This is a genomic window from Streptomyces tatrensis, assembly GCF_049310065.1.
Lineage (GTDB): Bacteria > Actinomycetota > Actinomycetes > Streptomycetales > Streptomycetaceae > Streptomyces.
This window is the reverse complement of the sequence record NZ_JBMDLB010000004.1, coordinates 47,756-66,791: the sequence shown is the minus strand read 5'-3', so window position 1 is coordinate 66,791 and position 19,036 is coordinate 47,756. Positions and strand designations below refer to the sequence as shown.

Sequence of the window (19,036 nt, the reverse complement as noted above, 5' to 3'; positions counted from 1 at the left end):
CTGCGGCTACGTCGAGCCGCTGATGATCGGTTGGACATGGGGGTGCGAGCGCCAGGTCCGAAGCTCCTCGGCATACTCGCCCACATCCGCCTTGGCATGCCAGCGTCCGGCCCGCGCGTAGAGCTCGTTCGCCCTCTGCCACACGGATGTGATCGGCACGGTGGTACCCGCATGCAGAGCACTCCGCCCGAGTGCCATGGACTGTTCCACCTCCGGCTGCTTCCTCTGGAGCAGGGCGGTCGCCACATCGAGGCGGACAAGGGCCCGGCTCCACTCGGAGTCGGACTCCTCAACCAGGGTGTCGATCTGCTCGGCACAGGACAGCACGTCGTCCGTGTCGTCCAGGGCCAGCCTTGCGGTGATCACGTTGGCCAGTGTGCGGGCCGGGCTGTACGCCGCGAACGAGATACAGGACGTGATCCCACCCGGAAGGCCAGGCTGTTGGTCGGAGAGATCGAGGGCCCGGCCGATCGCGCGTTCCGCGCCCCGCCGGTCGCCGAGGCGGGCCAGCGCACGCGCTCTCCCGTTAGCCAGAAGACGGATCGCCTGGCCATCGGCCGGGCTCAGCTCAATTCCGGCGGCCGCCGCGGCATCGGCCTCGGCATACCGGTGCTGGTAATAGAGGCTGAGCGACCGGGTACCCGCGGCCCACATCTGCAACTGAGTATCTCCGATGTGCTTCGCCAAGGCCTCGGTCTCCGCGCAGTACGCCTCCGCGACCGCAGGTCCGGCCCCGGCATTGACGGCCATGTAGGCCAGAAGCCCCGAGGCACGCCCCGTCAGTTCGAACAGCTCTGCGCGTTCCGCAGTCAGATGCCGGCCGCTCAACAAGGTGTGGAGCGTGCTCCTGATCAAGCGCGTCTCGCCGACGAGTACTTGTGGCCCGGCTGTCTCGTAGCGGTCGACGATGCCCTGCAGCCGGCTGCGGAAGTGGTCTAACAGCGCCGCGTCCGCCCCGGACCGGGTCAGAGTGAGGGTCTGTGTGACGACCGTGAGCGGGTCGTCGAAGGCGCTGTAACCCGAGCTGCTCGGCAGCACCGTGGCGGACGGTAGTGCCGGCCGAGCACCGGGCCCGGTGCCATCGGGGGCGGTGAACAGCAGAGCCACGGGCTGGCCGAGGAGACGCTCCAGGATTCTGCGGGTGTCGCGCTGCGGCATGGTGGCAAGCTCACCGGCCATCCACCGGTCGAAGGTGCGGCGGGAAACGGAGATGTCCCCGAGGTGGCGCTCACCCGTCTGCTCGGCCAGCTCTCGGGCCGTCCTGGCGAAGTGCGTCCCGAACGTCTCGACCGTTGTCCAGTGCCGTTCCTGAAGCAACTGCCGAAATAACGTCATCCGCACCGTGTGCACCTCCGGGATCTGGCTCATCAGCCAGCTGGTCAAATGTCGGCATGTGTGCGCGCCGGACCAGCTCCTGGCCGGTAGCGGCAGCAACCGCGGCCGCGAACAGACGGCCTAGCCGCTGCGTGAACTCCCGACTCAGGAACCGCGGGCCGGCCCACCCCGTCCCGCCTGGAGGTCCACCGACGGCAGAGCGAAGAGCTCGGAGCACGACAACCCGAAGAGGCTCTCGAGAACGGCTTGGGTGATATCTGACGGCACGTCCTCCACATCGCCACACATCCACCGGTCGAACGTACGTCGGGCTATGGTGGCCCCGGCCAGCCCAGATCGACTGGATGTCAGTGCTGCCCTCCGCGCGGTCTGTTCGAAATGAACGGCGAAGACATCCCAGTTGCCCCAGCCGCGATCCAGCACAAGAAGGCGGAACCTCGAGAGCTGGGCCGACATCTCTGACCTTCCTGATGGTGACGGCTGCGGAGTGTACTTCCGGGCGCCGTGACGTTGGTCGCCATGCAACTATGCGCGTGGCCCTCAGTGTTAGCAACCCTCACTCTGCAACTTGCATATTCCAACTTGCAGTCTGTCCGCCATACTTGCCCCCGTGGCACACTGCACCGGACGAGCAACGGAGGACGGGGAGAGGGATCCGACGTGAGTGAACCAAGGTCCGCCCCTACCGTGCTCGCAATTGTGCTCGGCCGCCGCCTTGCCGCCTTGCGGGACAGAGCAGGTCTTACCGCGGCTCAAGCCGCCAAGAGCCTCCGCATCGCCCAGACGACGATCACGAGGATGGAGAAGTCCGAGACCTCGCTGAAGTACGCCACGGCGAAAATGCTTCTTGAGGTATACGGGGTCAACGCAGCGGAGACCGAAGAATTCCTGTCGCTGCTCGACAAGGCTGGCACTCCCGGCTGGTGGCAGAGCTTCAGGGACGCACTGCCGACCTGGTTCGGTGTCTACGTCTCGCTGGAAACAGCCGCAACGGAGATCGACTCCTACGAACCTGCCGTCGTCACCGGACTGTTCCAGACACCGGACTACGCGCGGGCCGTCCTCAAGCGCGGCTTGCCCCGAATGGCCCCCGAGGTGCTTGAGCGCCGTGTGCATCTGCGCAGTGTGCGCCAGGAACTCCTCACCCGTTTGAACCCGGCGCCTCCTCAGATCTGGGCAGTCATGGACGAGACAGTGTTCCGGCGGCCGGCTGGCACCCCTGAAGTCATGAGAGGTCAGATCGATCGACTGCTGGAGCTGGCTGACTACGCGAACGTGAGGCTGCAGGTCAGTCCCTTCAGCGCCGGCCTCCATCCAGGCGCATTCGGGCCGTTCACAGTTTTCAGGTTCGATATTCCAGAACTTCCCGATGTCGTCTGCACGGACAGCCTGAGCAGTGCCTCATACGGCGAGGGAAAAGAAGAGACCGAACTCTTCCAGACGGCTCTTGGGGAGATTGGCCGCTATGCATTGTCGAAGGATGACACCACGTCATTCCTCCGCGATATTCGCAAGGAGCTATATTCGTGAACTATGTCCTTAATGCCGCGTCCGAACTGGGAGAAGAGCAGTGGCTCAAGCCTTGGAGTGGAACTAACGGAGGGCAGTGTGTCGAAGCAAAGAAACTCGGAGACGGGAACGTGGCTTTGCGCCAGTCAACCGCCCCTGACGGGCCCGCTCTCATCTATACAGCCACAGAGATCAGTTCCTTCATCGCCGGGGCTAAGGCAGGCGACGCGGACTTCCTGCTCTCCTGAGCTAATGGGCACACCTCGCCACCAGAACTGAACCCGCTTGAAACCGGTTTGGGGCATTCGCGCCTCGACTTCGCCCCGATGCTCATGCGCCGCCTGTCGGCTGAGGTCTTTCGGGAGGAGGTGCGGGGAGGGCTCAGGGGCGGTACCGAAGAGGCCGGCGGCCGGGTCGAAGTTGGCGCGCCGGACCGAGCCCGAGGGTGAAGGCGAGAGAGCGGCAGCGGGTTGGTTGCTGCGGGCTTCGGAGCCGGCCGGAAGCCCCCACGATCTCCTTGGCCCTGCTGGGGCCCTCTCGCGGTCATCGAAGAGAAACGCCTCAGTGGCTTTCCTCCATCTTGATCCACGCCTCTGACATGGGGCCGACTGTAGCTATCAGAGTCTGTACGGTCCGGAGTCTGCGCTGCCGGCCCAGACGTACTGCCCGTCGAGTGTGACGGTCATACCGAAGTCCCAGATTGATGGCATAGCCCGCGCCGCCCAGAGCTGCTGCCCGGCGGCAACCTCCGCGAACAACTTGCGGGGGCCGCCTTCGTACGCCGCGATGTTGCCGGCGCAGTCGGTGGTAGCGGTCGCCCAGGAGTTGATGCCGTCGTGCAGGTCGACGGTGACCTCCTCGCCGGTGTCCTTGGTGGTAATCCGGATGTCCGGGTGCGACACCCGGAGGGCGAAGAGCAGGTGCGGGTTGAGGAGCGGCCGTAGCTCATGGTCGAGGCGGACTGCGCGGTCGGGCGGGCCGTCGCCGCGGACGGCGTGGAGTTCGCGTCCCTGGTCGACTCCGCGGCTGGGCATGAAGGTGGCGAGGCCCTGGACCCAGCCGGTCGCGGACTTTCCGTCGTCGGCGACGGTGAGTGCGACGTGTCCGAGCCTGCCCCAGGGGATGACGAGGCGGCCGCCCGGCTTGGTCTGCTCGATCCACGTCCAGGGGACGAGGTCGACGGCGTAGGTGGCGATCACCCTGTCGTACGGAGCGGACGCGGGCCAGCCGGCGTTGCCGTCACCTGTGTGCACAGCGACGTCGAGCCCGGCCGCCGCGAGTCGGTGCCGGGTGGCGTCGGCGAGGTCGGCGTCGACTTCCACGGTGGTGACTTTCCCGGCGCCAACGCGGGTGGCGAGGATCCCGGAATTCCAGCCTTGCCCGGCCCCCAGTTCCAGCACCAGGTGGTCGGGATTGGCGTCCAAGGAGTCGGCCATGTCGGCGACGACGGATGCGCAGGACGGGCTGGAGCTGGGAAGGCCGTCGAGGATCTGGGTGATTGCCGAGTCGTCGGGGCCCGCGTAGACGAGATCGGCCCAGCCGTCGGGGTCGGTCGCCCGGTCGACGGGCACATACGCGTGGCCGTTCCATGTCCAGAGCCGGTCGGAGGCGAACTGGTGGCGGGGGACGGTGTCCAGGATGGCGCGGCGGACCCACTGGGAGTCCGCCGGCCATGCACCCTGGGCGTCCATGGCGTCCGCGAAGGCACGGCGCCGCTGGTCAAGACGCGCGAGGGTCATCGGGTCATCGCCTGCGCTTACCGCTGCCCGGCCCCGGGTCGGGGGTGGAGACCTTGCCGTCGGAGTTGCCCGGCGGCGGCGTGCCCCCGCTCAGCGGCGGGTTCGGCGTCGCGTGGCTGCCGCCCCCGCCGCCGCTGCCCGTGCTTCCATCGCCCTTGCCCTTCATGATGTGCTCCCCTCACTCCGGTGTGGTCGTGCCTGGAGCGGACCCTGCCAGCCGTGGTCGGGCGCCGTGGTGTCCGGTGACTACGACACCACACGGCTGCGCCCCTCTGACCACGTTGCCCGGGTCCTGCATCGCGTATGCAGATCCTGCATACGCAGTGTGCCCACCCGGTCACAGACCCTAAGGTGGGGGCGGCAGACCAGCGCTTGTTGACGGAGGGCGCCCATGAGCACTGACCCGCTCTGGAGCTCCCGCCGTGTCCTGGACTTCGCCGAGCGCCGGCACGCGGGTTCACTCATTCGCGTTGGCAGGCAGGCCCGGGGCTGGCGCCAGAGTGACCTCGGTATCCGCCTCGCCTGCTCGCAGTCCACCGTCTCCCGCCTTGAGCAAGGCCGGCACTTCGACCTGCCCCTGCTCAAGCAGGCTGCCGCCGCGGTTGGTGTTCCGCCGCAGCTCCTGAGCACGTCCTTAGGGCTAAGTTCCCCACCAGCCCCTACAGTTGTCACATCCAGGACATCGGTCGAGGAGGATCCCATGCGCCGCCGTCCCCTCATCGCTGCAGCGGCGCTCGCCGTCCCTCTCAGCCTCATGTCGCGGCTGGAATCCGCGCTCGCCTCGACGCCTGAGCCCAGCGGCGCCCCCGCTCGCACGCTCGACGCCCGCCTGGCGGCGGCCCGGGGACAGTTCGACGCCGCCTCCCACGCCGGACTCCTGCGTACGCTCCCGAGCCTGCTCGCCGACACCCACCAGGCGGCGGCCGAATCCCGGCGGGACCTCGACTACGCGCGGCTGTCCTCGGCCTACACGCTCGTCTCCCAGCTCCTGAACAAGCTGGGCCAGTATCGGCAGTCGCGGCTGACCGCGGACCGGGCCACCTTGTACGCAGAGGTGTCTGGGTCCCCACTGGCGGCGGCCGCCGCGACCCGCGAGCTCGCCGCCGTACTCCGCCACCAGGGCCAGGAAGCCGCGGCTCAAAGACACATCGAGGCCGCGGTAGCCCGCGTGGAGGCCACTGGCCTCACCACGGACGCGCAGGCGTCCGCCTTTGCGCAGATGCTCTGCAGCACCGCCTATACGGCCGCGGTCGCCGGAGACCGCGACCAGGCGCTGGCCATGATGTGGGAGGCCGCCCGCGCGGCGCGCGACCTGCCCGACGTCCCGCCCGCCGGCCGCCTCTTCCCGATCACCCCGGCGTCCGTCGACCTCTATGCCGTCGGCGTCCACTGGGCTCTCGGGGATGCCGGGACCGCCCTCGAGGCCGGCCGCAACCTGCGCGCGGAGCAGTTCGCGACCGTCGAGCGCAAGGGCCGCATGCATACGGACCTCGCCCGGGCCTGGTGGCAGCGCGCTAAGCCGGAGCAGGCGGTCGGCGAACTCCTGGCCGCGGCCAGGCTCGCCCCCGGTGAAGTCCGCGATCGGCCCGCGATCCGGCAGATCGTGGACGACCTCTATGCCAAGCACCCGCACGTCGGCGGGGTCCGCGAACTCATCGCGGTGACCGCCGCCTAGCCCTGGGCGATGCGGGTTCCCGGGCCATCGCGTTGCCAGCGGCGCACCGGGATGGCTCAGAACTGACGCAGGTGGTGCTCAGTGCGCCCAGACTGATACGCCGAGCGTGCCGATGATCATGTAAGGGCCGAACGCGACGCGTCCGCGGAGGCGGCCACGCAGCAGGTTGACCATGGCGCTGAGCGTGAACATCGCGAAGGTTCCGAGGAACAGACTGGTCCAGCTGTGCCAGCCGAGCAGCGCACCCAGGGTCGGAGCGAGCTTCACGTCACCGAGTCCGACGCCTCCGAACGTCATGAGGAGGAAGACCGCCCCCAGTACGCCGGCAGCCGCGATGGATCGAAGGAGGCTGCCCTGCTCTCCATTCACCGCGGCACCCGCGAGCAGGACACTGACACCGGCGAAGGCTGGAAGGGTGAGGACGTTGGGCAGCCGATGTACCCGTGCGTCGATCACGACCAGTGCTGTCCCGCATGCGGCGATCCAGTAGTGCGCCGCGGCCACCCAGCCGGTCAGGCCGCTCGCGGCAATGAGGGCGAAGGCGAGGGCGGTCATTCCCTCCGGTAGAGCTCCTTCAGCGGACCAGGGCCTGCGGCAGGCTGCGCAACGGCCACGCGGTAGGGCGAAGAGCGGTACCGCCATAGGGGCCGGTGCGGCGCAGGCGGAGCACGAAATCCGCGGCGGGGCGCCGACCGGGACGGTCCAGGCGAACAGCAGGGGTCTCGTGGCGGTGCCGGCCACCAGCCCGACGAGCAGAGCGACGGTTGTCGTCAGCGCGATCATCACGGCGGCCCCAGCGTCGTCGTTCATCCCCGGCATAGTGCGAGGCCTTCGAGCCTAAGCGAGTCATGCGGCCAACTCGACCTTGTTTCAGGGTGGCTGCCGAAGACAACGACCAGGTCACAGGGTGCGCCCCGCGCCGGAAGTCGGTCGATCGTGAGGCTTCGGGCTCCTACCGTTCAGAGACAGCGGCGTAGCCGACCAGAACTGTCCATGGGCGGCATGTCACACGGCCAGCCACGAGAACACCTCTATGGGTGACGGCGCAGCGCGCACCGGTATGACGAAGGGGGTATGGGCCCATGACGACGACCGCAGGTCCCGACAAGTCCGTGGCAGCCGGCCAACCCGGGCGCCGCCAGGTCGTCTGGACCCGCGGGCGGCGGGTCGTGTTCGGGCTCATCGGCTTCGGCTCGCTCCTGATTGCCTTGACCGGTTTCATCGGCTCCTATGCGGCCGTGCGCAATCTGGCTATAGAGAAGGGATTTGGCTGGTTCTCCACCTTCTTTCCGCTAGGCATTGATATCGGCATTGTCGTGATGCTGAGTCTTGACTTGGCCCTCACCTGGATTGACCTGCGGTACCCGCTGCTGAGGCGCATCGCGTGGCTGCTGACCATCGCCACGGTGGGGTTCAACGCGATGGCCGCGTACCCGGACACTCTCGCCTCGATCATGCATGCGACGATTCCGCTGCTTTTCATCGCGATCACCGAAGCTGTCCGGCATGCCGTAGAGGCCGCGACGGCCCGCGAGGCGGGGCGGGAAGACTACGCACTCTCACTGGGACGTTGGGTCCTTGCGCCCTGGTCGACGTGGCTGATCTGGCGCAGCAGGAAGCTCTGGCCGAGCACGATCTCTTCGTACGAGATGGCGCTGGAGCTGTACCAGGAGAAGTTGGAGTACCGCCAAGAACTACGCGACACGTATGGGTGGCGTTGGCGGCGCAGGGCGGGGCGCGACGAGCTGCGGCCGCTGCGCCGTAGCCGCCTCGGCTACGCGGTCCGTCCTGCCGAGGAGCCGGCATCGACCTCGACGTCCACCCGCCTGGAGGTACCTGGGCTCGTGTTGCACGCACCTCGCTCCGAGGGGGGCCCGCCCCGCGGAGCGCTCTCGGCCCACCTGGAGACCAGCTCCGTCAGGACGCCGGCGAGTTCCGGTGCTCCTTTCCGCCCCCATGGGCCGGGCGGGTCCTCGGCGATGGCCGTACGTGATCCGGAGGCTGCCTTCTGCCCTCCTGCCGAGGGCCCGCCCGGAGGCGAGGCTGTGGTTGCGGAAGAGGAACTCGAGGTCGTCGTGGGCGCGTCGGCTGCCGACGCGGCTGTCGGAGATGTGCTCGGCGAAGGTATAGATGCTGACGTTGATGAGAATGCGGAGTTCGATCCCGAGGCCGACGGCCAGGTCGGTTCCCTGCCGGTCGTCGATGTGGGGGATCCTCCGGAGGGCGAGAGTAAGAGGGCACGGGCCGAGCGGATCTACCTTGCTCATCAGGAGGCGGGGGTCGAACTGACCCGTAGGGACCTCGCCCGCTGGGCTGGGTACAAGAGGGTGGGATCGGGCCGCACCGCCTACGTCGAGCTGGAGCGGAAATTCGGTCCGATCGAGGCCCGCGGCGATGAAGCGGGTCACCCTATCCACGAACAGCTGACACCCGCGCCCGCCTAGGTTCGTCTGGACCGGCGTGGCACGTACGCGACGCGTTGGTCGCGGGACGCGCCAGGCGGACGCTGCCACAGGCCGGACAGCGACGACAGGCCACCTTGGTGAACTTGGGGCCGACAAGGAGCCCGTCGCCGTCTCGGCGGTGACGCTCAGGCTGCAGCCCTGGCCGATCAGGGCATGCTCGGCCGACTCCAGACGCACGTGTTGCGAGTCGACTGTCAGGTCTTTCGCTTCGAGTCGCGGGATGTGGCCTTGGCTGCGCGGCACTCCGGGCAGCGGCACCTGTGGACGGTGTACGTGTGTTCGGAGCCGTGTGGCAGGTCTGGGTCCCGCCCGGCTCGCAGGGCCCCGTCAAGGTTGTCGCGGAACTCCGGGTCCACCCTGGCGTACCCGCGGACCTGGCCGGCGGTCACGCCCGCCTTCACGGCAGCCCGCTCCACCGTCCACCCTTTGACGATCCACATAAGGACCCGGGCGCGTGCCTCGACAGGGAAAGCCGCGGCGGCAGCGGCCCGGCGCGGCAGGGCAGTTTCCTGGTTGTGGTGCTGAGCGCACTCGCATCCGTCGCCAGCCCGGCAACCCCTCTTCCAGGTGGCGGACCGGGTGACGCCGTCATGGCTCTGACGTGGCCGAGGTGCGCGGATGGCTGCCAGGAGCTCAAGGCCACCCCATACCCGCCGCTGCACTGCGGTGCCGAAGGTGTGGTGGCCGTCGACCGGCTCCGTCGATCCAGCGCCCAGGTGACCACCGGCGGCCCACGAGCCGACCGTGGCGTAGCTGCGACCCGTCAGTGCGGCGAGGTCAGCGACTGTGTATCGGGCGCCAGGGTCAATGTCGCCGACTCGGTCGGCCAGGGGATGGCGGCGCACGGTGGCATCTCCTTCACGACGTCCAGACTCAGCCTCCGTCACCCTACTAAGACTGATCGGACGGTGTGGCTCTACTCGGAGGTGGGGTAGTCACCGACCTCCGTCCGCTCCAGCCAGGCCCAGTACGATCTCCGGGTCAATCTCTGAGGCCTTCTTCGACAGGTACTTGCGCTGATCGCGGGACAAGGGAAGGGCAACGTCTTGCGCGGCACGCAGGAGTACGGCTGCCGTCCAATTGGCTTCGACCGCGTGCAGGGCTTGGCTGATCGCGTTTCTGACGTCCGCGTTGGGTTGCTCGCCGATGGCCAGGCCGTAGGCCTCGGTGGCCCGGTCCGTGATCCGCTCGAACGCGCGTCTGGCGGCCGCGTCGTTGGGCCGGTCGAAGCTGTCGATCGGCTTTCGCTCAGCGTCCTCAAGGGCTTTGCCGATGCGGGCGACAACGCCAGGTCCGATACCCGCGATGTCGAGGAGGCTGCTCGCCTTGCGTGCGCCGGGCTTGTGGTAGGCCCTGGCCAGCTGGGGAATCGTCTTGATGCCCGCGCCCGCAAGGTACTTGGCGGCGCGGACCGCGAGATCGTCATCGCCGAGGAAGTGGATAATCGCGAGAAAAGGGGCCCTATCTACCGCGTTCTTGGCGTCCCGCCACTCATTTGTCATTTGGAATGATCCTCCTGGATCGCGTTGTGAATTGGCGCGCCTGCCTGGGTGACGGTCAGGGGGTCCGCCGGGTGTGGCCGCGGCCGGGCCCGTGCCCGGGGCGTGCGTCCCACCATGCGCGTACGGCCCGGGGCTCGTACCAGCGAGTCCGGCCGGTGGTGGCCACGAAGCCGGGGTCGAGGTCGGGCGGGAAGTCTTCACGGCTGTCGAACTGGGCACGGTGCCGGCGCAGAGCCTGGCCGAGTGCGGCCTCAGTGGTCTCGAAGAGCTGCGCCATGTCGGTGGTGGTCATGACCGGCGGCAGGCCATCGTTGGCGGCTTCCAGCGCGACTCGGGCCTCGGCCTCGTCGGTGTAGAACGCATGGTGGGAGACGAACTCGTGTTCCTCCGGTGCCTTCTGGTGGGGGTACTGCAGCAGGATCGTCTGATCAATTTGCCACAGCGACGGGACCTGACGCTCTGCGTGGTGGACGGCATGACGGGTCAGGACCACCCTGCGGAACGCGGTGGAGCCGCGGGCGATCGGGTACTGGCTGCTGTGTTCCTCCACGCGGTCGCTCTCGCTGTGGTCGGCGTCCAGCCATGCCAGCAGCACGGTGGCGTCGAGGGCGGCCCGGTTGGTGGCGAGCAGGATTTCGGGGAGCAGGTGCTTGACGGCCTCCAGGCGATTGAGCGCGGGTGGCCGCTTGTGGCCGAACAGGCGTGCATCGAGGTTCAGTAGCTCGCCTTTGTCGAGGCGGCCGTCGGACCACACCACGAGGGGGCTGCTGCCGTCGACGTGCACGGGGGTGATGTCGCCGGTTTCGATCACCACCGGATCGAGCCACGCGGACGGGTGCTTGGCCGCGTGGGTCCGGGCGGCCTCGGCGGTGTAGGCGAACCACGAGTGGTGGTTGTGGTTGGTGAACTCGATTCGGGCGGCGTCGTCGGGGATCGCCGGCGGCCGCAGTGCGAGGAGCTGGGCGACGTCGTACCGGCCGCGGTCCCGGTACGCACTCACCACGTCGCCGCGCACGTCGTGGTCCAGGAGGACGGCGAGGTCGCGGGTGGCCGGTCGGGCCATGACCTGGATAATCGGGGCCTTGCTGAGCAGCATGGGCCAGCGGTTCACGCGCCACCACCTGGGCGGCCGGGCCGCGAGGGCCGCGGCGTCCTCGGGCGTATCCAGCGTCCACCACAGGCGGTCGAGGTCTTTGGGCCTCCACCCTCCGGCGCGCAGGAGGGTGGCCAGCTCCTCGGCCACTGGGTAGGCACTCGCCGGGGGCATGATCTCGTCCAGGTAGACGGCCGCCTCGCCGGCGGCCAGCGGACGCCTGACGAGAAAGGGCATCTGCTTGTTGGGATGGTCGGTGAGGGGGTACTTGGCGTACTTGCCGAGCACCCACGGGGGCACGATGTCCTCTTGACGCACCCAATCCCGCCGATGGTCCCCGGGGTGCCAGTAAGGCGCTGCCCGTTCGACGGCGACCCACAGCCACCCTTCCACGTTGTCCACGTAGACCGTGATCGGGCGCTTGGGCAGCACCCCAGGGGCCGTGACGCTGCCCGTGGGCAGGTCCAGGTCGAACGGCAGGCGGCTGCCGACGTATTTGATCTCAGCCCAGTACTGGAGATTGATGTCCCGCCACTCGGGCTGCTCCCACGCCGAGAGCTCCTCAGCGGTCAACTCAGTCAGCGAACGCACTGTCATGACGCCTCCCTAAAAAGGTGTTGGGTTGATCCTGACAGGTTTTCTGGCCGTGTGCGCCGGGTTCTATCAAACTTGCGATGGCGTGGGCGGGGCCCCTCGCCGAAGACGAGTGGCCCGTCGCGAACATGCCCGCCACGGCCTGAGGTCGCCCCGCTCCTCATCAACGGCCTACGTTGGCCTTGCGGCTTTCGAGCTTCCCGGCTGGCGGCTGAACGGTCCCGCCATCAGAGCCCGTCCGCGGCCGATGGAGGCGCACGGGTCCTCATCACAAGCGGAGCGCGGTAGCCACCACGTGCCGGGCCGGTTCAGCCAGGCCCCTCCGGGTTGACCGCCCTTGAGGGTTCCGCAGCGTTTCAGACGGACGGACATCCCTCGCCGTCGTTCGGTTCGAAGACCGGTCAGCCAGGGCCGCCTGTGGTTACCCGCCGGATGCCGGAGGGGTCACTCTGGGCCCGGACGCAGGGGTCGCGCTGTACAAGAATGGGTTTCCCCTGCCGGAAACGAAGGGATGCCATGCCCACGACCAGGCTGCCCACGGAGCTTCGCGCGCCTTGGCAGACGCTGCCGCGCCGAGCTGCGCTCGCACACCGCCTGTTGGGGCCTCCGGCCCTGCACTGGTTCACCCGGCCCGCGGCGTGGGGCTTGTGGCTGCTGGCCCTGTCTGTGATCCGTGCCGATGGTCGGGTCCTCGCCCACCGGACCGCCACCCTCACCGTCAGCGGCCCCCGGACGGCGTGGCCTCGCAGGCTCGCGGTAGTGGGTGTCGGAGCTCTCTCAGTGGTGCTTGCCTCCGTGGTGATGGTCTTGCCAGCGGCCGTGGCCGTGCTCGTATTCGGTCCGATGCCGGCGTGGCTCCTCTACCCGGTACTGCTCGCTCCGGTGGCTGTACTGGTTGCTGAGATGCTCAGGATGCTCTGGTCCGCCCGCTCGGCAATGCCGACGGCGAAGGCGTTGCGTGCCCTGAGAGCCGACGGGAGTAGGTGGTGGGAGGCTGCCACCTTCGTCGTCGACGAGGAGGATCCGATGTCCGCCGGTCGGCTGGTCCTAGCCGCCCTCGCCTATGTAGACGCCCACCAGATCGGCTTGGTGGCCGTTCCCATGAACCAGAGGGTTCGGCGGGCCTACGAGCGACGCGGCTTCGTCCCCTGGCCTGGCGCCCCTCGCATCCTCTACAGGACCCCGGCTACCTAGAGCGGCCCATTCACCTTCGCCGAGGGATTGTCGGTGGTGGCGGGGACCATGTGGGTATGGACGAGACCAGCTTCCGGGCGGTGCCTGCCGACGGTGTGGTCCGGCTCTGCGAAGACATCCGGGCCCAGCTGACAGCCTGGGTGCCCAGGCTGCTCGGTGTGTACGTACGAAGCCGGCAACACGATCCTTGCGACGTCGCGCTGCTCCTCGACGCCGTCGCGGGGGCCGCAGCCTGCACCGGTCTGCCCGGCGACGCCGATACCGCCCTCCAGGAGCTACGCGAGGCAGCTGACCACGCTGCGGCGGCCGTCGACGAGAACGGTGCAGATATACGCGCCGAACTGGTCGCGGTCCACGCGGGGTGCCGGCGGGCGGCTGTGGCTATCGGCGTCCGGATCCCGGTGAGGTGACCGTGTTCCACTTCCAGTGCGGGGTCCTGGGTTCCATCATTAGGCGCACGAGTTCGCCGCCCTGGTCGTGGATCCGCTGTGCAACCAGGGCGGCTTCGTCGACCACTATGACGAAGGGTGGCCTGACGACTGTGGGGCGTGCCGGCGCAACACCGGTCGTGGCTGGGAAGTTTCGAGGCATGGTCACCCTTTCCTTTGGGGGCAGGGTATGACGGAACTCCAAAGAACCTGGAGATCCGGATGCCTCGGGGAGAGGGCCTGCTTGGGCCAGGCGGTTCTCCTGCGGGCGTTGGAGTGGTCGGTCATCACGCACTCGCGGCTGTAGGGTTCGCGGATTCGTGAGCAGCCGCGAACTCCTGACCTGCGGTGTCGGCGGTTGTGAGCAGTGCTGGCTGCAGGGTCCGGCGGCGGATCATGAGCAATCCGGCCCGGCCAGTGCGGACTTCGCGGGCGGATGCTTCGGAGAAACCGCAGGTCGCGGGATCCGTTGCTCACCGAACCGCGGAATTGCTCGGACAGTGCTCATGATCCGCCGACAGTGCTCACGAATCCGCGGAACCTACAGCGGCTTCGGGCGAGGTGGCTGCCAGAAGCGCATTGAGGATCGCTACGGTCTCGGGTGAGCTGTCGAGCCCTGTCTCGGTGGAGATGCGGTTGAGCTGGTGGGCGGTGCGCTCGAGTCCGGCTCGGTCGCCGGTCTCGCTGTAGATCTGGAGAAGGTCGCGGTACAGCAGCTCGGCCTGGATGTCGCACGTGAGTCCGATGGCGGCCGCGCTAGCCGCGGCCCGGAAGTCGCGTACGGACATCCGGCGTACGGCGAGTTCGTGGGCGACGTCCACAGTGGCGGAGATCATCTCCTGGATGTCGTGCTCGGCCCAGACGTAGCGGCTCTGGTCGATGTCGGCGAAGGGGCGGCCACGGACCAGGGCGAGGGCGTGGGCGAGTGCCGTGTCGGCGGCGTCGCTTTCGTGGTGCATTCCCTTGAGGTAGAGGTCCTTGAACTGGTGCCAGTCGGCGGTGACATCCTCCCCGAAGGCGTACACACCGTCGTGGATGGGTGGCAGGTAGGAGCCGTCGGGGGCGTCGGCGGGCAGACGTGGGTCTCGTCCAATCCAGGTCCGCAGCTTGCTGATGGCCGTGTTACGGGTGCCGGCGTAGACGCGCTGGCCGGGCCAGATCGCCTCGTCGAGCTCGTGCCGGTTGTGACCGGGGTGCAGGACCATCCAGGCTGCGATCTCGGTGAGGGTGCGGCGGCGGTTGGATTCCACACGGCCCAGGGCGCCGGCAACGTCGACCGGGCCCAGAACGCGGATCTGCGGGGCGGCGGGCGGGTCGGGTGGTGTGTTCAGCGCTGCGAGGATGCTGGAGGTAACGGCGGTGACCCGGGCCAGCGGCGGCATCGGTGCCGCCGGGCTGGATACCGGTGAGGACACAGCGCTGGCGGCCGTGGTGTCGCCGCCACCAGGAACGTGAGTGTCGCTCTGCATGGCGGCCGGGATGGAGGTCTCGTCGGCACCGGCGTCGTCGGGTACGTCGAAGGGGGAGCAGCCCCTCTCGCCGAGGACCTCCGCGAAGACGTTGTCGAAGTCGGCCGCGGATCCCCTATCGGTGTCGTCGCGGGTGCTACTCACGGCCGGGCTCAGGGCACTGGCCCCGTCATCGGGCCATGGCTCCGGGCCGTCGGGTCCGTTGGGCGTGTGCGCTGCGGCAGCAGGCCCGGCTCCGACGGCGGGCTTGTCCAGTCCCACCGACGGGGCCGTCGAGAAGTCGGGTCCGTCCGCCGAGCCGTCGGCCGGCCCTGCCGATGGCGGGCTGGTGTCGGGTTCCGGCTCTGGTTCGGTTTCCTCGCGGTGGGGCGTGGCCCCGGTGGTGGCGGGGGCGAGGGCGCTGAAGTCGGGGAGGGCCCCGGCGGAGTGGCTCGCTGATCGTGTGGCGACGTGGACCTGCACTCCGGGAGCCGGCCGGTCTGCGGCTGTCTGAGGGGCGAGTGCTGATCCGTCGTCGAGGAGGGATCCGGTGTCGGGATCCGTCGTCCAGGGCGGGGCGGGCAGATCGTCGGTGCGGTTGGCTGTCGACAGAAGATCCAGCAGGGGAGCGTATGCCTGATCCTCCAGGCGCTGCAGGATGACGGTGAGGTCCAGGCCCGGGAGTTCGACTTCGGTACCGGGTGCGGCGGGCACCACCCAGCTGCCTGGAAGTTGCAGGGCTTCGTCGTCGGCGGCGGTGATCACGGCGAGGGCGGTCCGTGGCCGGGAGGACAGCAGGTCGGACAGGTCACTGGCGTGCTGATGGGCCGGCGCGGTCGGGCACATGAGGATCTGGGGGGTCCAGGTGTCGCCGCCGTCGGTGTTCAGGCGGGCGGATAGCAGGCTGTCGGCGTCGGCCGCGGCCAGGGCCCCGCGTTGGAGGGCGTCGTGTGCACGCAGCTCGTCCAGTGCGGAGCCGAGCTGTGAATGGTGCTGGACGCGGCCGGGGAAGACCCCTTCGAGTTCGGCGCCGAACCCGGACAGGTGCAGGGTGGTGTCGTCGGTGAGCGCGGAGGAGGCGAGCTCTACCGCCATGCCGAGCATGACCGCGGTCACGTCCTGCGGGCTGCCGTCCAGCTGGAACAGGTTGATGGCTTCCAGATTGATCAGGACGGGATCGCCAGCGGGTGTCTCCCCGATGCTGACCAGGGCGGGGTAGGGGGCGTTGGTGTCGCGGGCCTCGTCGGAGGCCAGGAGTGCCGCGCCGCGGCTGGGGCACCACCAGACCGCGGGGTCGGAGTCGCTTGCGGTGAAGGGGGCTATGGCCGGTGACGGAGCGGACAGGTGGATTTCGAGGCCGCGTGGATCCAGGCGGGCCGCTTCGATCTCGGGGAGAGGCCGGCCGGCGCGGGCGCAGTTGGCTGCCATTGCGCGCAGGGCCCGGTGGAGGAGGCCGAGGCTTTCGGTGGAGGCGGTGCTGCGCATCTCCTGTTCCAGGTCGGCGCTGGCTGTGTTCTCGGTGGGCATGGGGATGCGCCGCTTGTGGTGGCGGCGGCGCTGCTGGTGGGCGCGGCGTGCGGCGATCACGGCGAGGACGGCGGCTGCGAAGAGGCTGGTGAATGCGGCGGCGGTGACGGCAACGTTCGATGTGTCGTCGTCGACGTCGGCTGCGGGGGTGTGCTGATCGGGGCTCACGGGGGACCGGTCGGGCGTGGATGTGGCGGGCGCGGACGGCGTGGAGGCAGGTGGCATGGGGTCCGGGTGGGTGTCGGAGCCGGCGCCACCGTGGTCGGGGCTGTCGGGCTGCTGGGCAGGAGCGGCGGGGGGCTGTTCCTGATGAATGGGGTCTGCGGGGGGTTGCTGGCCGGCGGCAGGCTGGTCGGCTTGGTTGGGCAGGAGCAGCTTCCAGCCGGGGTAGATCATGTCTGGGTTGGTGAGCATGCGGCCGTCGTCCTGCTTTTTGCCGTGGTTGAGGCGGGCGATGTCGTCTGCCGCGGAGGCGTCTCCGAGTTCGGCTTCGGCGATACTCGTCAGGTTTTCACCGGAGCGCACTGTGTGTACGCCGGCGGGGCTCGCCGGTGCGGCCTGGTCCTGCTGCTTCCAGTCCGTGGGCATGAACAGCTTCCAGCCGGGCCGAAGGACTCCACGGGCGGAGAACGTCGTGCCATCGGTCATGGTCCGCCCGTGGTTGGCCTGGGCGATCTCTGTCCAGCGTGCCGCGTCACCGAGTTCCTGCTGCGCGATCTTGCTGAGGCTGTCGCGGGGCTGAACGGTGTAGCTGGTGGCGGTGGTCGACGCAGAGCGGGGTGCGCTGACGGCGGCCTGCGGAACTGCGGGGGCGGAGAGGGTGGTGGGGGCGGCCGCGGGGGCGGCGGGCGCCGGGGCAGCCATGGCGGTACCGGCGGGCAGCAGGAGCAGGACACCCCCAACGAGGGTTGCCGCCAGGCGCTGGACGCCCATCGACGGCATGGACATACTCGGCCGGCCGCGCAGCTGGGCGGGTATCTCCAGCACGGTGCACACGGCAAAAACGGCCCAGCCGATCCAGCCGCCGGCCATGACGACTGCAAAAAACGGTGCGCCGAGGTTTCGGCCGGTCAGCAGCGAGGTGATCTCGTCCACCGAGACGCCATGGGGCAGCAGCACGCCGGTGAGGAACCAGAGCAGGGCAGGCATCGCTGCTAGCAGAGCGACCAGGAGCAGGAGGCTGGCCAGGCCGCGGATCAGGTTGACGGCCCGGTGGCGGGAGCGGCGGGGTGTCATGGCGGGTTTCACTCCTCGGGAGCGCCGACGCCGTGGAGCAACTCGGCGGAGGCGTGGCCTTCGACGTTCAGCGAGGGCTGGCCGATGATCTGCAGGAAGACGGTCGGGCGTCGGGTGGTGACGGAGACGGTGATGGTGGTTCCGTTGCCGTCGACCGTGACGGTTCCTTCCACCCCGGCGGCGGCGAGATAGGAACGTGCCTCTGCTGTGGCCTTGGCCGGATGGAGGGCGACGGCGTCGCCGGGTACGGCCTGGGACGGATCGATGGCCTGCGCGCCGGCCCGGGCTGCCTCGGCGGCGAGCGCGTCGGCGTGCTCTAGGTCTCGGAGCTTGCCGCCGAGGTCGTAGGCGAGCCCGAGCATGATCAGCAAGGGGATCACCATGAGGATCCACCACAGGGACATCGACCCGCGGTCGTCCTGCGGGTCGAGGAGCGTGCGAAGGCGCGGCATTGGGGTCATCGCTGGCGGTACCTGTCGATCACCGAAGTGAAGGCCGACTCCACGGTTTTCGATCCAAATCCAGGGCCGAGGTCGGCGAGCGCGACGGTGCACCGGACGCGGGCGGTCACCGCCCCGTACTGGCCCAGGGGTGCGGAGAAGCCGGAGGTGTCCACGGTCACGGACGTGGTGGAGCAGTGCAGCCTGCTGTCGGCGAATGCCGCCTGCGCCGCGGCGGTGGCACGCGGGTGGGCTTCGCCGGCGGTGCGCGCGAGGGATGCTTCGCGGGCGGCGTCGGCGGCCGCGGCGTCGACTGCGTTGCTCGCGGTGACGATGCGGCCGGCGACCATGGCCAGTGCGAAGAACAGCAGGACGGCCGGCACCCACAGGACGAACTCGACGGCGATACGGCCCTCGTCGTCGTCCGGGTTCCGGCGCGTGGGCGGCATCACGGGTTGGACCACCTCTCGACCGGTCCGCTGGCCCGCCCGGTCACGGTAATGGTCAGGCCGAGAGCGGACTGAGCTCGGCCGGTCACGGTGAACTCGATTCGTTCGGCGCTGCTGTTGGCGCTCACTTGGGGAGTGAGCAGGGTGTCGCCGACGCGACGGAAGACCGCGTCGGCACGCGCGATGCCCTGACCCGAGGTGCTGCCGTAGCCGCGGGCGCCCGCGACCGCCTCACGGGCCGCGGTGGTCGCCGCGGTCTTGGCGAAGTAGATGTTGCAGGTGTCCACCACCAGGAAGACAAGCAGGAGGGCGGCGGGGAAGCACATCAGCATCTCCAGCGACGCGTCGCCCTTGTCGTCGCGCAAATGTCTTCCCAGTCGGCGTGCCCAGCCGGGGTAGGGC

Annotated in this window: 16 protein-coding genes; 6 read left to right on the top strand and 10 right to left on the bottom strand. The window is 68.8% G+C overall.

Features of this window, described 5'->3' with window-relative positions:
* Positions 1-6 precede the first annotated feature (6 nt).
* The gene (locus ACODT5_RS01410; RefSeq protein ID WP_422517306.1) at positions 7-1,368 is read right to left on the bottom strand and encodes an NsdA family TPR-like regulatory protein; all 1,362 of its coding nucleotides are present in this window, start codon (positions 1,366-1,368) and stop codon (positions 7-9) included.
* Between the two features lie 654 nt (positions 1,369-2,022).
* On the opposite strand from ACODT5_RS01410, the gene ACODT5_RS01405 reads away from it, so the two are divergent.
* On the top strand, positions 2,023-2,865 hold the full coding sequence (locus ACODT5_RS01405; protein ID WP_422517305.1) for a helix-turn-helix domain-containing protein: 843 nt from the start codon (positions 2,023-2,025) through the stop codon (positions 2,863-2,865).
* On the top strand, positions 2,862-3,092 hold the full coding sequence (locus ACODT5_RS01400; RefSeq protein ID WP_422517304.1) for a DUF397 domain-containing protein: 231 nt from the start codon (positions 2,862-2,864) through the stop codon (positions 3,090-3,092). Before ACODT5_RS01405 ends, ACODT5_RS01400 begins: the two co-directional genes overlap by 4 nt.
* Positions 3,093-3,461: 369 nt before the next feature.
* Here ACODT5_RS01400 and ACODT5_RS01395 read toward each other — a convergent pair whose 3' ends face one another.
* Both ACODT5_RS01395 and ACODT5_RS01390 read right to left on the bottom strand, forming a co-directional pair.
* Positions 3,462-4,583 (bottom strand): methyltransferase domain-containing protein, encoded by a 1,122-nt coding sequence (locus tag ACODT5_RS01395; RefSeq protein WP_422517303.1) that lies wholly within the window; start codon positions 4,581-4,583, stop codon positions 3,462-3,464.
* Between the two features lie 4 nt (positions 4,584-4,587).
* The gene (locus tag ACODT5_RS01390) at positions 4,588-4,749 is read right to left on the bottom strand and encodes a hypothetical protein (RefSeq protein ID WP_422517302.1); all 162 of its coding nucleotides are present in this window, start codon (positions 4,747-4,749) and stop codon (positions 4,588-4,590) included.
* A 225-nt stretch (positions 4,750-4,974) separates the two neighbouring features.
* On the opposite strand from ACODT5_RS01390, the gene ACODT5_RS01385 reads away from it, so the two are divergent.
* A complete protein-coding gene (locus tag ACODT5_RS01385) occupies positions 4,975-6,258 on the top strand; it encodes a helix-turn-helix domain-containing protein (RefSeq protein ID WP_422517301.1) in 1,284 nt (427 codons plus the stop codon).
* A 78-nt stretch (positions 6,259-6,336) separates the two neighbouring features.
* Here ACODT5_RS01385 and ACODT5_RS01380 read toward each other — a convergent pair whose 3' ends face one another.
* Entirely contained in the window at positions 6,337-6,813 is a 477-nt protein-coding gene (locus ACODT5_RS01380; RefSeq protein ID WP_422517300.1) for a prepilin peptidase, read from the bottom strand.
* Positions 6,814-7,340: 527 nt separating this feature from the next.
* Here ACODT5_RS01380 and ACODT5_RS01375 point away from each other — a divergent pair.
* Positions 7,341-8,702, top strand: coding sequence for a DUF2637 domain-containing protein (locus ACODT5_RS01375; RefSeq protein ID WP_422517299.1), 1,362 nt, complete (start codon positions 7,341-7,343; stop codon positions 8,700-8,702).
* Between the two features lie 956 nt (positions 8,703-9,658).
* Here ACODT5_RS01375 and ACODT5_RS01370 read toward each other — a convergent pair.
* Entirely contained in the window at positions 9,659-10,225 is a 567-nt protein-coding gene (locus ACODT5_RS01370) for a hypothetical protein (RefSeq protein ID WP_422517298.1), read from the bottom strand.
* Positions 10,226-10,280: 55 nt separating this feature from the next.
* Positions 10,281-11,915 (bottom strand): hypothetical protein, encoded by a 1,635-nt coding sequence (locus ACODT5_RS01365; RefSeq protein WP_422517297.1) that lies wholly within the window; start codon positions 11,913-11,915, stop codon positions 10,281-10,283.
* Between the two features lie 513 nt (positions 11,916-12,428).
* Between ACODT5_RS01365 and ACODT5_RS01360 the strand changes: the two genes are divergently transcribed.
* Together ACODT5_RS01360 and ACODT5_RS01355 are read left to right on the top strand one after the other, a co-directional pair.
* Entirely contained in the window at positions 12,429-13,106 is a 678-nt protein-coding gene (locus ACODT5_RS01360) for a hypothetical protein (RefSeq protein ID WP_422517296.1), read from the top strand.
* A 56-nt stretch (positions 13,107-13,162) separates the two neighbouring features.
* Positions 13,163-13,516: a hypothetical protein gene (locus tag ACODT5_RS01355; protein WP_422517295.1), complete on the top strand. Its 354-nt coding sequence runs from the start codon at positions 13,163-13,165 to the stop codon at positions 13,514-13,516.
* Positions 13,517-14,058: 542 nt separating this feature from the next.
* Here ACODT5_RS01355 and ACODT5_RS01350 read toward each other — a convergent pair.
* The 4 genes from ACODT5_RS01350 to ACODT5_RS01335 are packed head-to-tail and all read right to left on the bottom strand — an operon-like array spanning position 14,059 to position 18,999.
* Positions 14,059-17,745 carry a LysM peptidoglycan-binding domain-containing protein gene (locus tag ACODT5_RS01350; RefSeq protein ID WP_422517294.1) on the bottom strand — a complete coding sequence of 1,229 codons (3,687 nt, stop codon included), beginning with the start codon at positions 17,743-17,745 and terminating at the stop codon, positions 14,059-14,061.
* 8 nt (positions 17,746-17,753) lie between these two features.
* Positions 17,754-18,206: a pilus assembly protein TadG-related protein gene (locus ACODT5_RS01345; protein ID WP_422517293.1), complete on the bottom strand. Its 453-nt coding sequence runs from the start codon at positions 18,204-18,206 to the stop codon at positions 17,754-17,756.
* On the bottom strand, positions 18,203-18,634 hold the full coding sequence (locus ACODT5_RS01340) for a TadE/TadG family type IV pilus assembly protein (protein ID WP_422517346.1): 432 nt from the start codon (positions 18,632-18,634) through the stop codon (positions 18,203-18,205). Before ACODT5_RS01340 ends, ACODT5_RS01345 begins: the two co-directional genes overlap by 4 nt.
* A complete protein-coding gene (locus ACODT5_RS01335) occupies positions 18,634-18,999 on the bottom strand; it encodes a TadE/TadG family type IV pilus assembly protein (protein WP_422517292.1) in 366 nt (121 codons plus the stop codon). Before ACODT5_RS01335 ends, ACODT5_RS01340 begins: the two co-directional genes overlap by 1 nt.
* Between the last annotated feature and the right edge of the window lie 37 nt (positions 19,000-19,036).

Excerpts from the sequence above, each read along its gene's own strand:
- ACODT5_RS01410 (WP_422517306.1), bottom strand. The coding sequence starts at position 1,368 with ATGAGCCAGATCCCGGAGGTGCACACGGTGCGGATGACGTTATTTCGG.
- ACODT5_RS01395 (WP_422517303.1), bottom strand. The coding sequence starts at position 4,583 with ATGACCCTCGCGCGTCTTGACCAGCGGCGCCGTGCCTTCGCGGACGCC.
- ACODT5_RS01390 (WP_422517302.1), bottom strand. The coding sequence starts at position 4,749 with ATGAAGGGCAAGGGCGATGGAAGCACGGGCAGCGGCGGCGGGGGCGGC.
- ACODT5_RS01385 (WP_422517301.1), top strand. The coding sequence starts at position 4,975 with ATGAGCACTGACCCGCTCTGGAGCTCCCGCCGTGTCCTGGACTTCGCC.
- ACODT5_RS01380 (WP_422517300.1), bottom strand. The coding sequence starts at position 6,813 with ATGACCGCCCTCGCCTTCGCCCTCATTGCCGCGAGCGGCCTGACCGGC.
- ACODT5_RS01375 (WP_422517299.1), top strand. The coding sequence starts at position 7,341 with ATGACGACGACCGCAGGTCCCGACAAGTCCGTGGCAGCCGGCCAACCC.
- ACODT5_RS01370 (WP_422517298.1), bottom strand. The coding sequence starts at position 10,225 with ATGACAAATGAGTGGCGGGACGCCAAGAACGCGGTAGATAGGGCCCCT.
- ACODT5_RS01365 (WP_422517297.1), bottom strand. The coding sequence starts at position 11,915 with ATGACAGTGCGTTCGCTGACTGAGTTGACCGCTGAGGAGCTCTCGGCG.
- ACODT5_RS01360 (WP_422517296.1), top strand. The coding sequence starts at position 12,429 with ATGCCCACGACCAGGCTGCCCACGGAGCTTCGCGCGCCTTGGCAGACG.
- ACODT5_RS01355 (WP_422517295.1), top strand. The coding sequence starts at position 13,163 with ATGGACGAGACCAGCTTCCGGGCGGTGCCTGCCGACGGTGTGGTCCGG.
- ACODT5_RS01350 (WP_422517294.1), bottom strand. The coding sequence starts at position 17,745 with ATGACACCCCGCCGCTCCCGCCACCGGGCCGTCAACCTGATCCGCGGC.
- ACODT5_RS01345 (WP_422517293.1), bottom strand. The coding sequence starts at position 18,206 with ATGACCCCAATGCCGCGCCTTCGCACGCTCCTCGACCCGCAGGACGAC.
- ACODT5_RS01340 (WP_422517346.1), bottom strand. The coding sequence starts at position 18,634 with ATGCCGCCCACGCGCCGGAACCCGGACGACGACGAGGGCCGTATCGCC.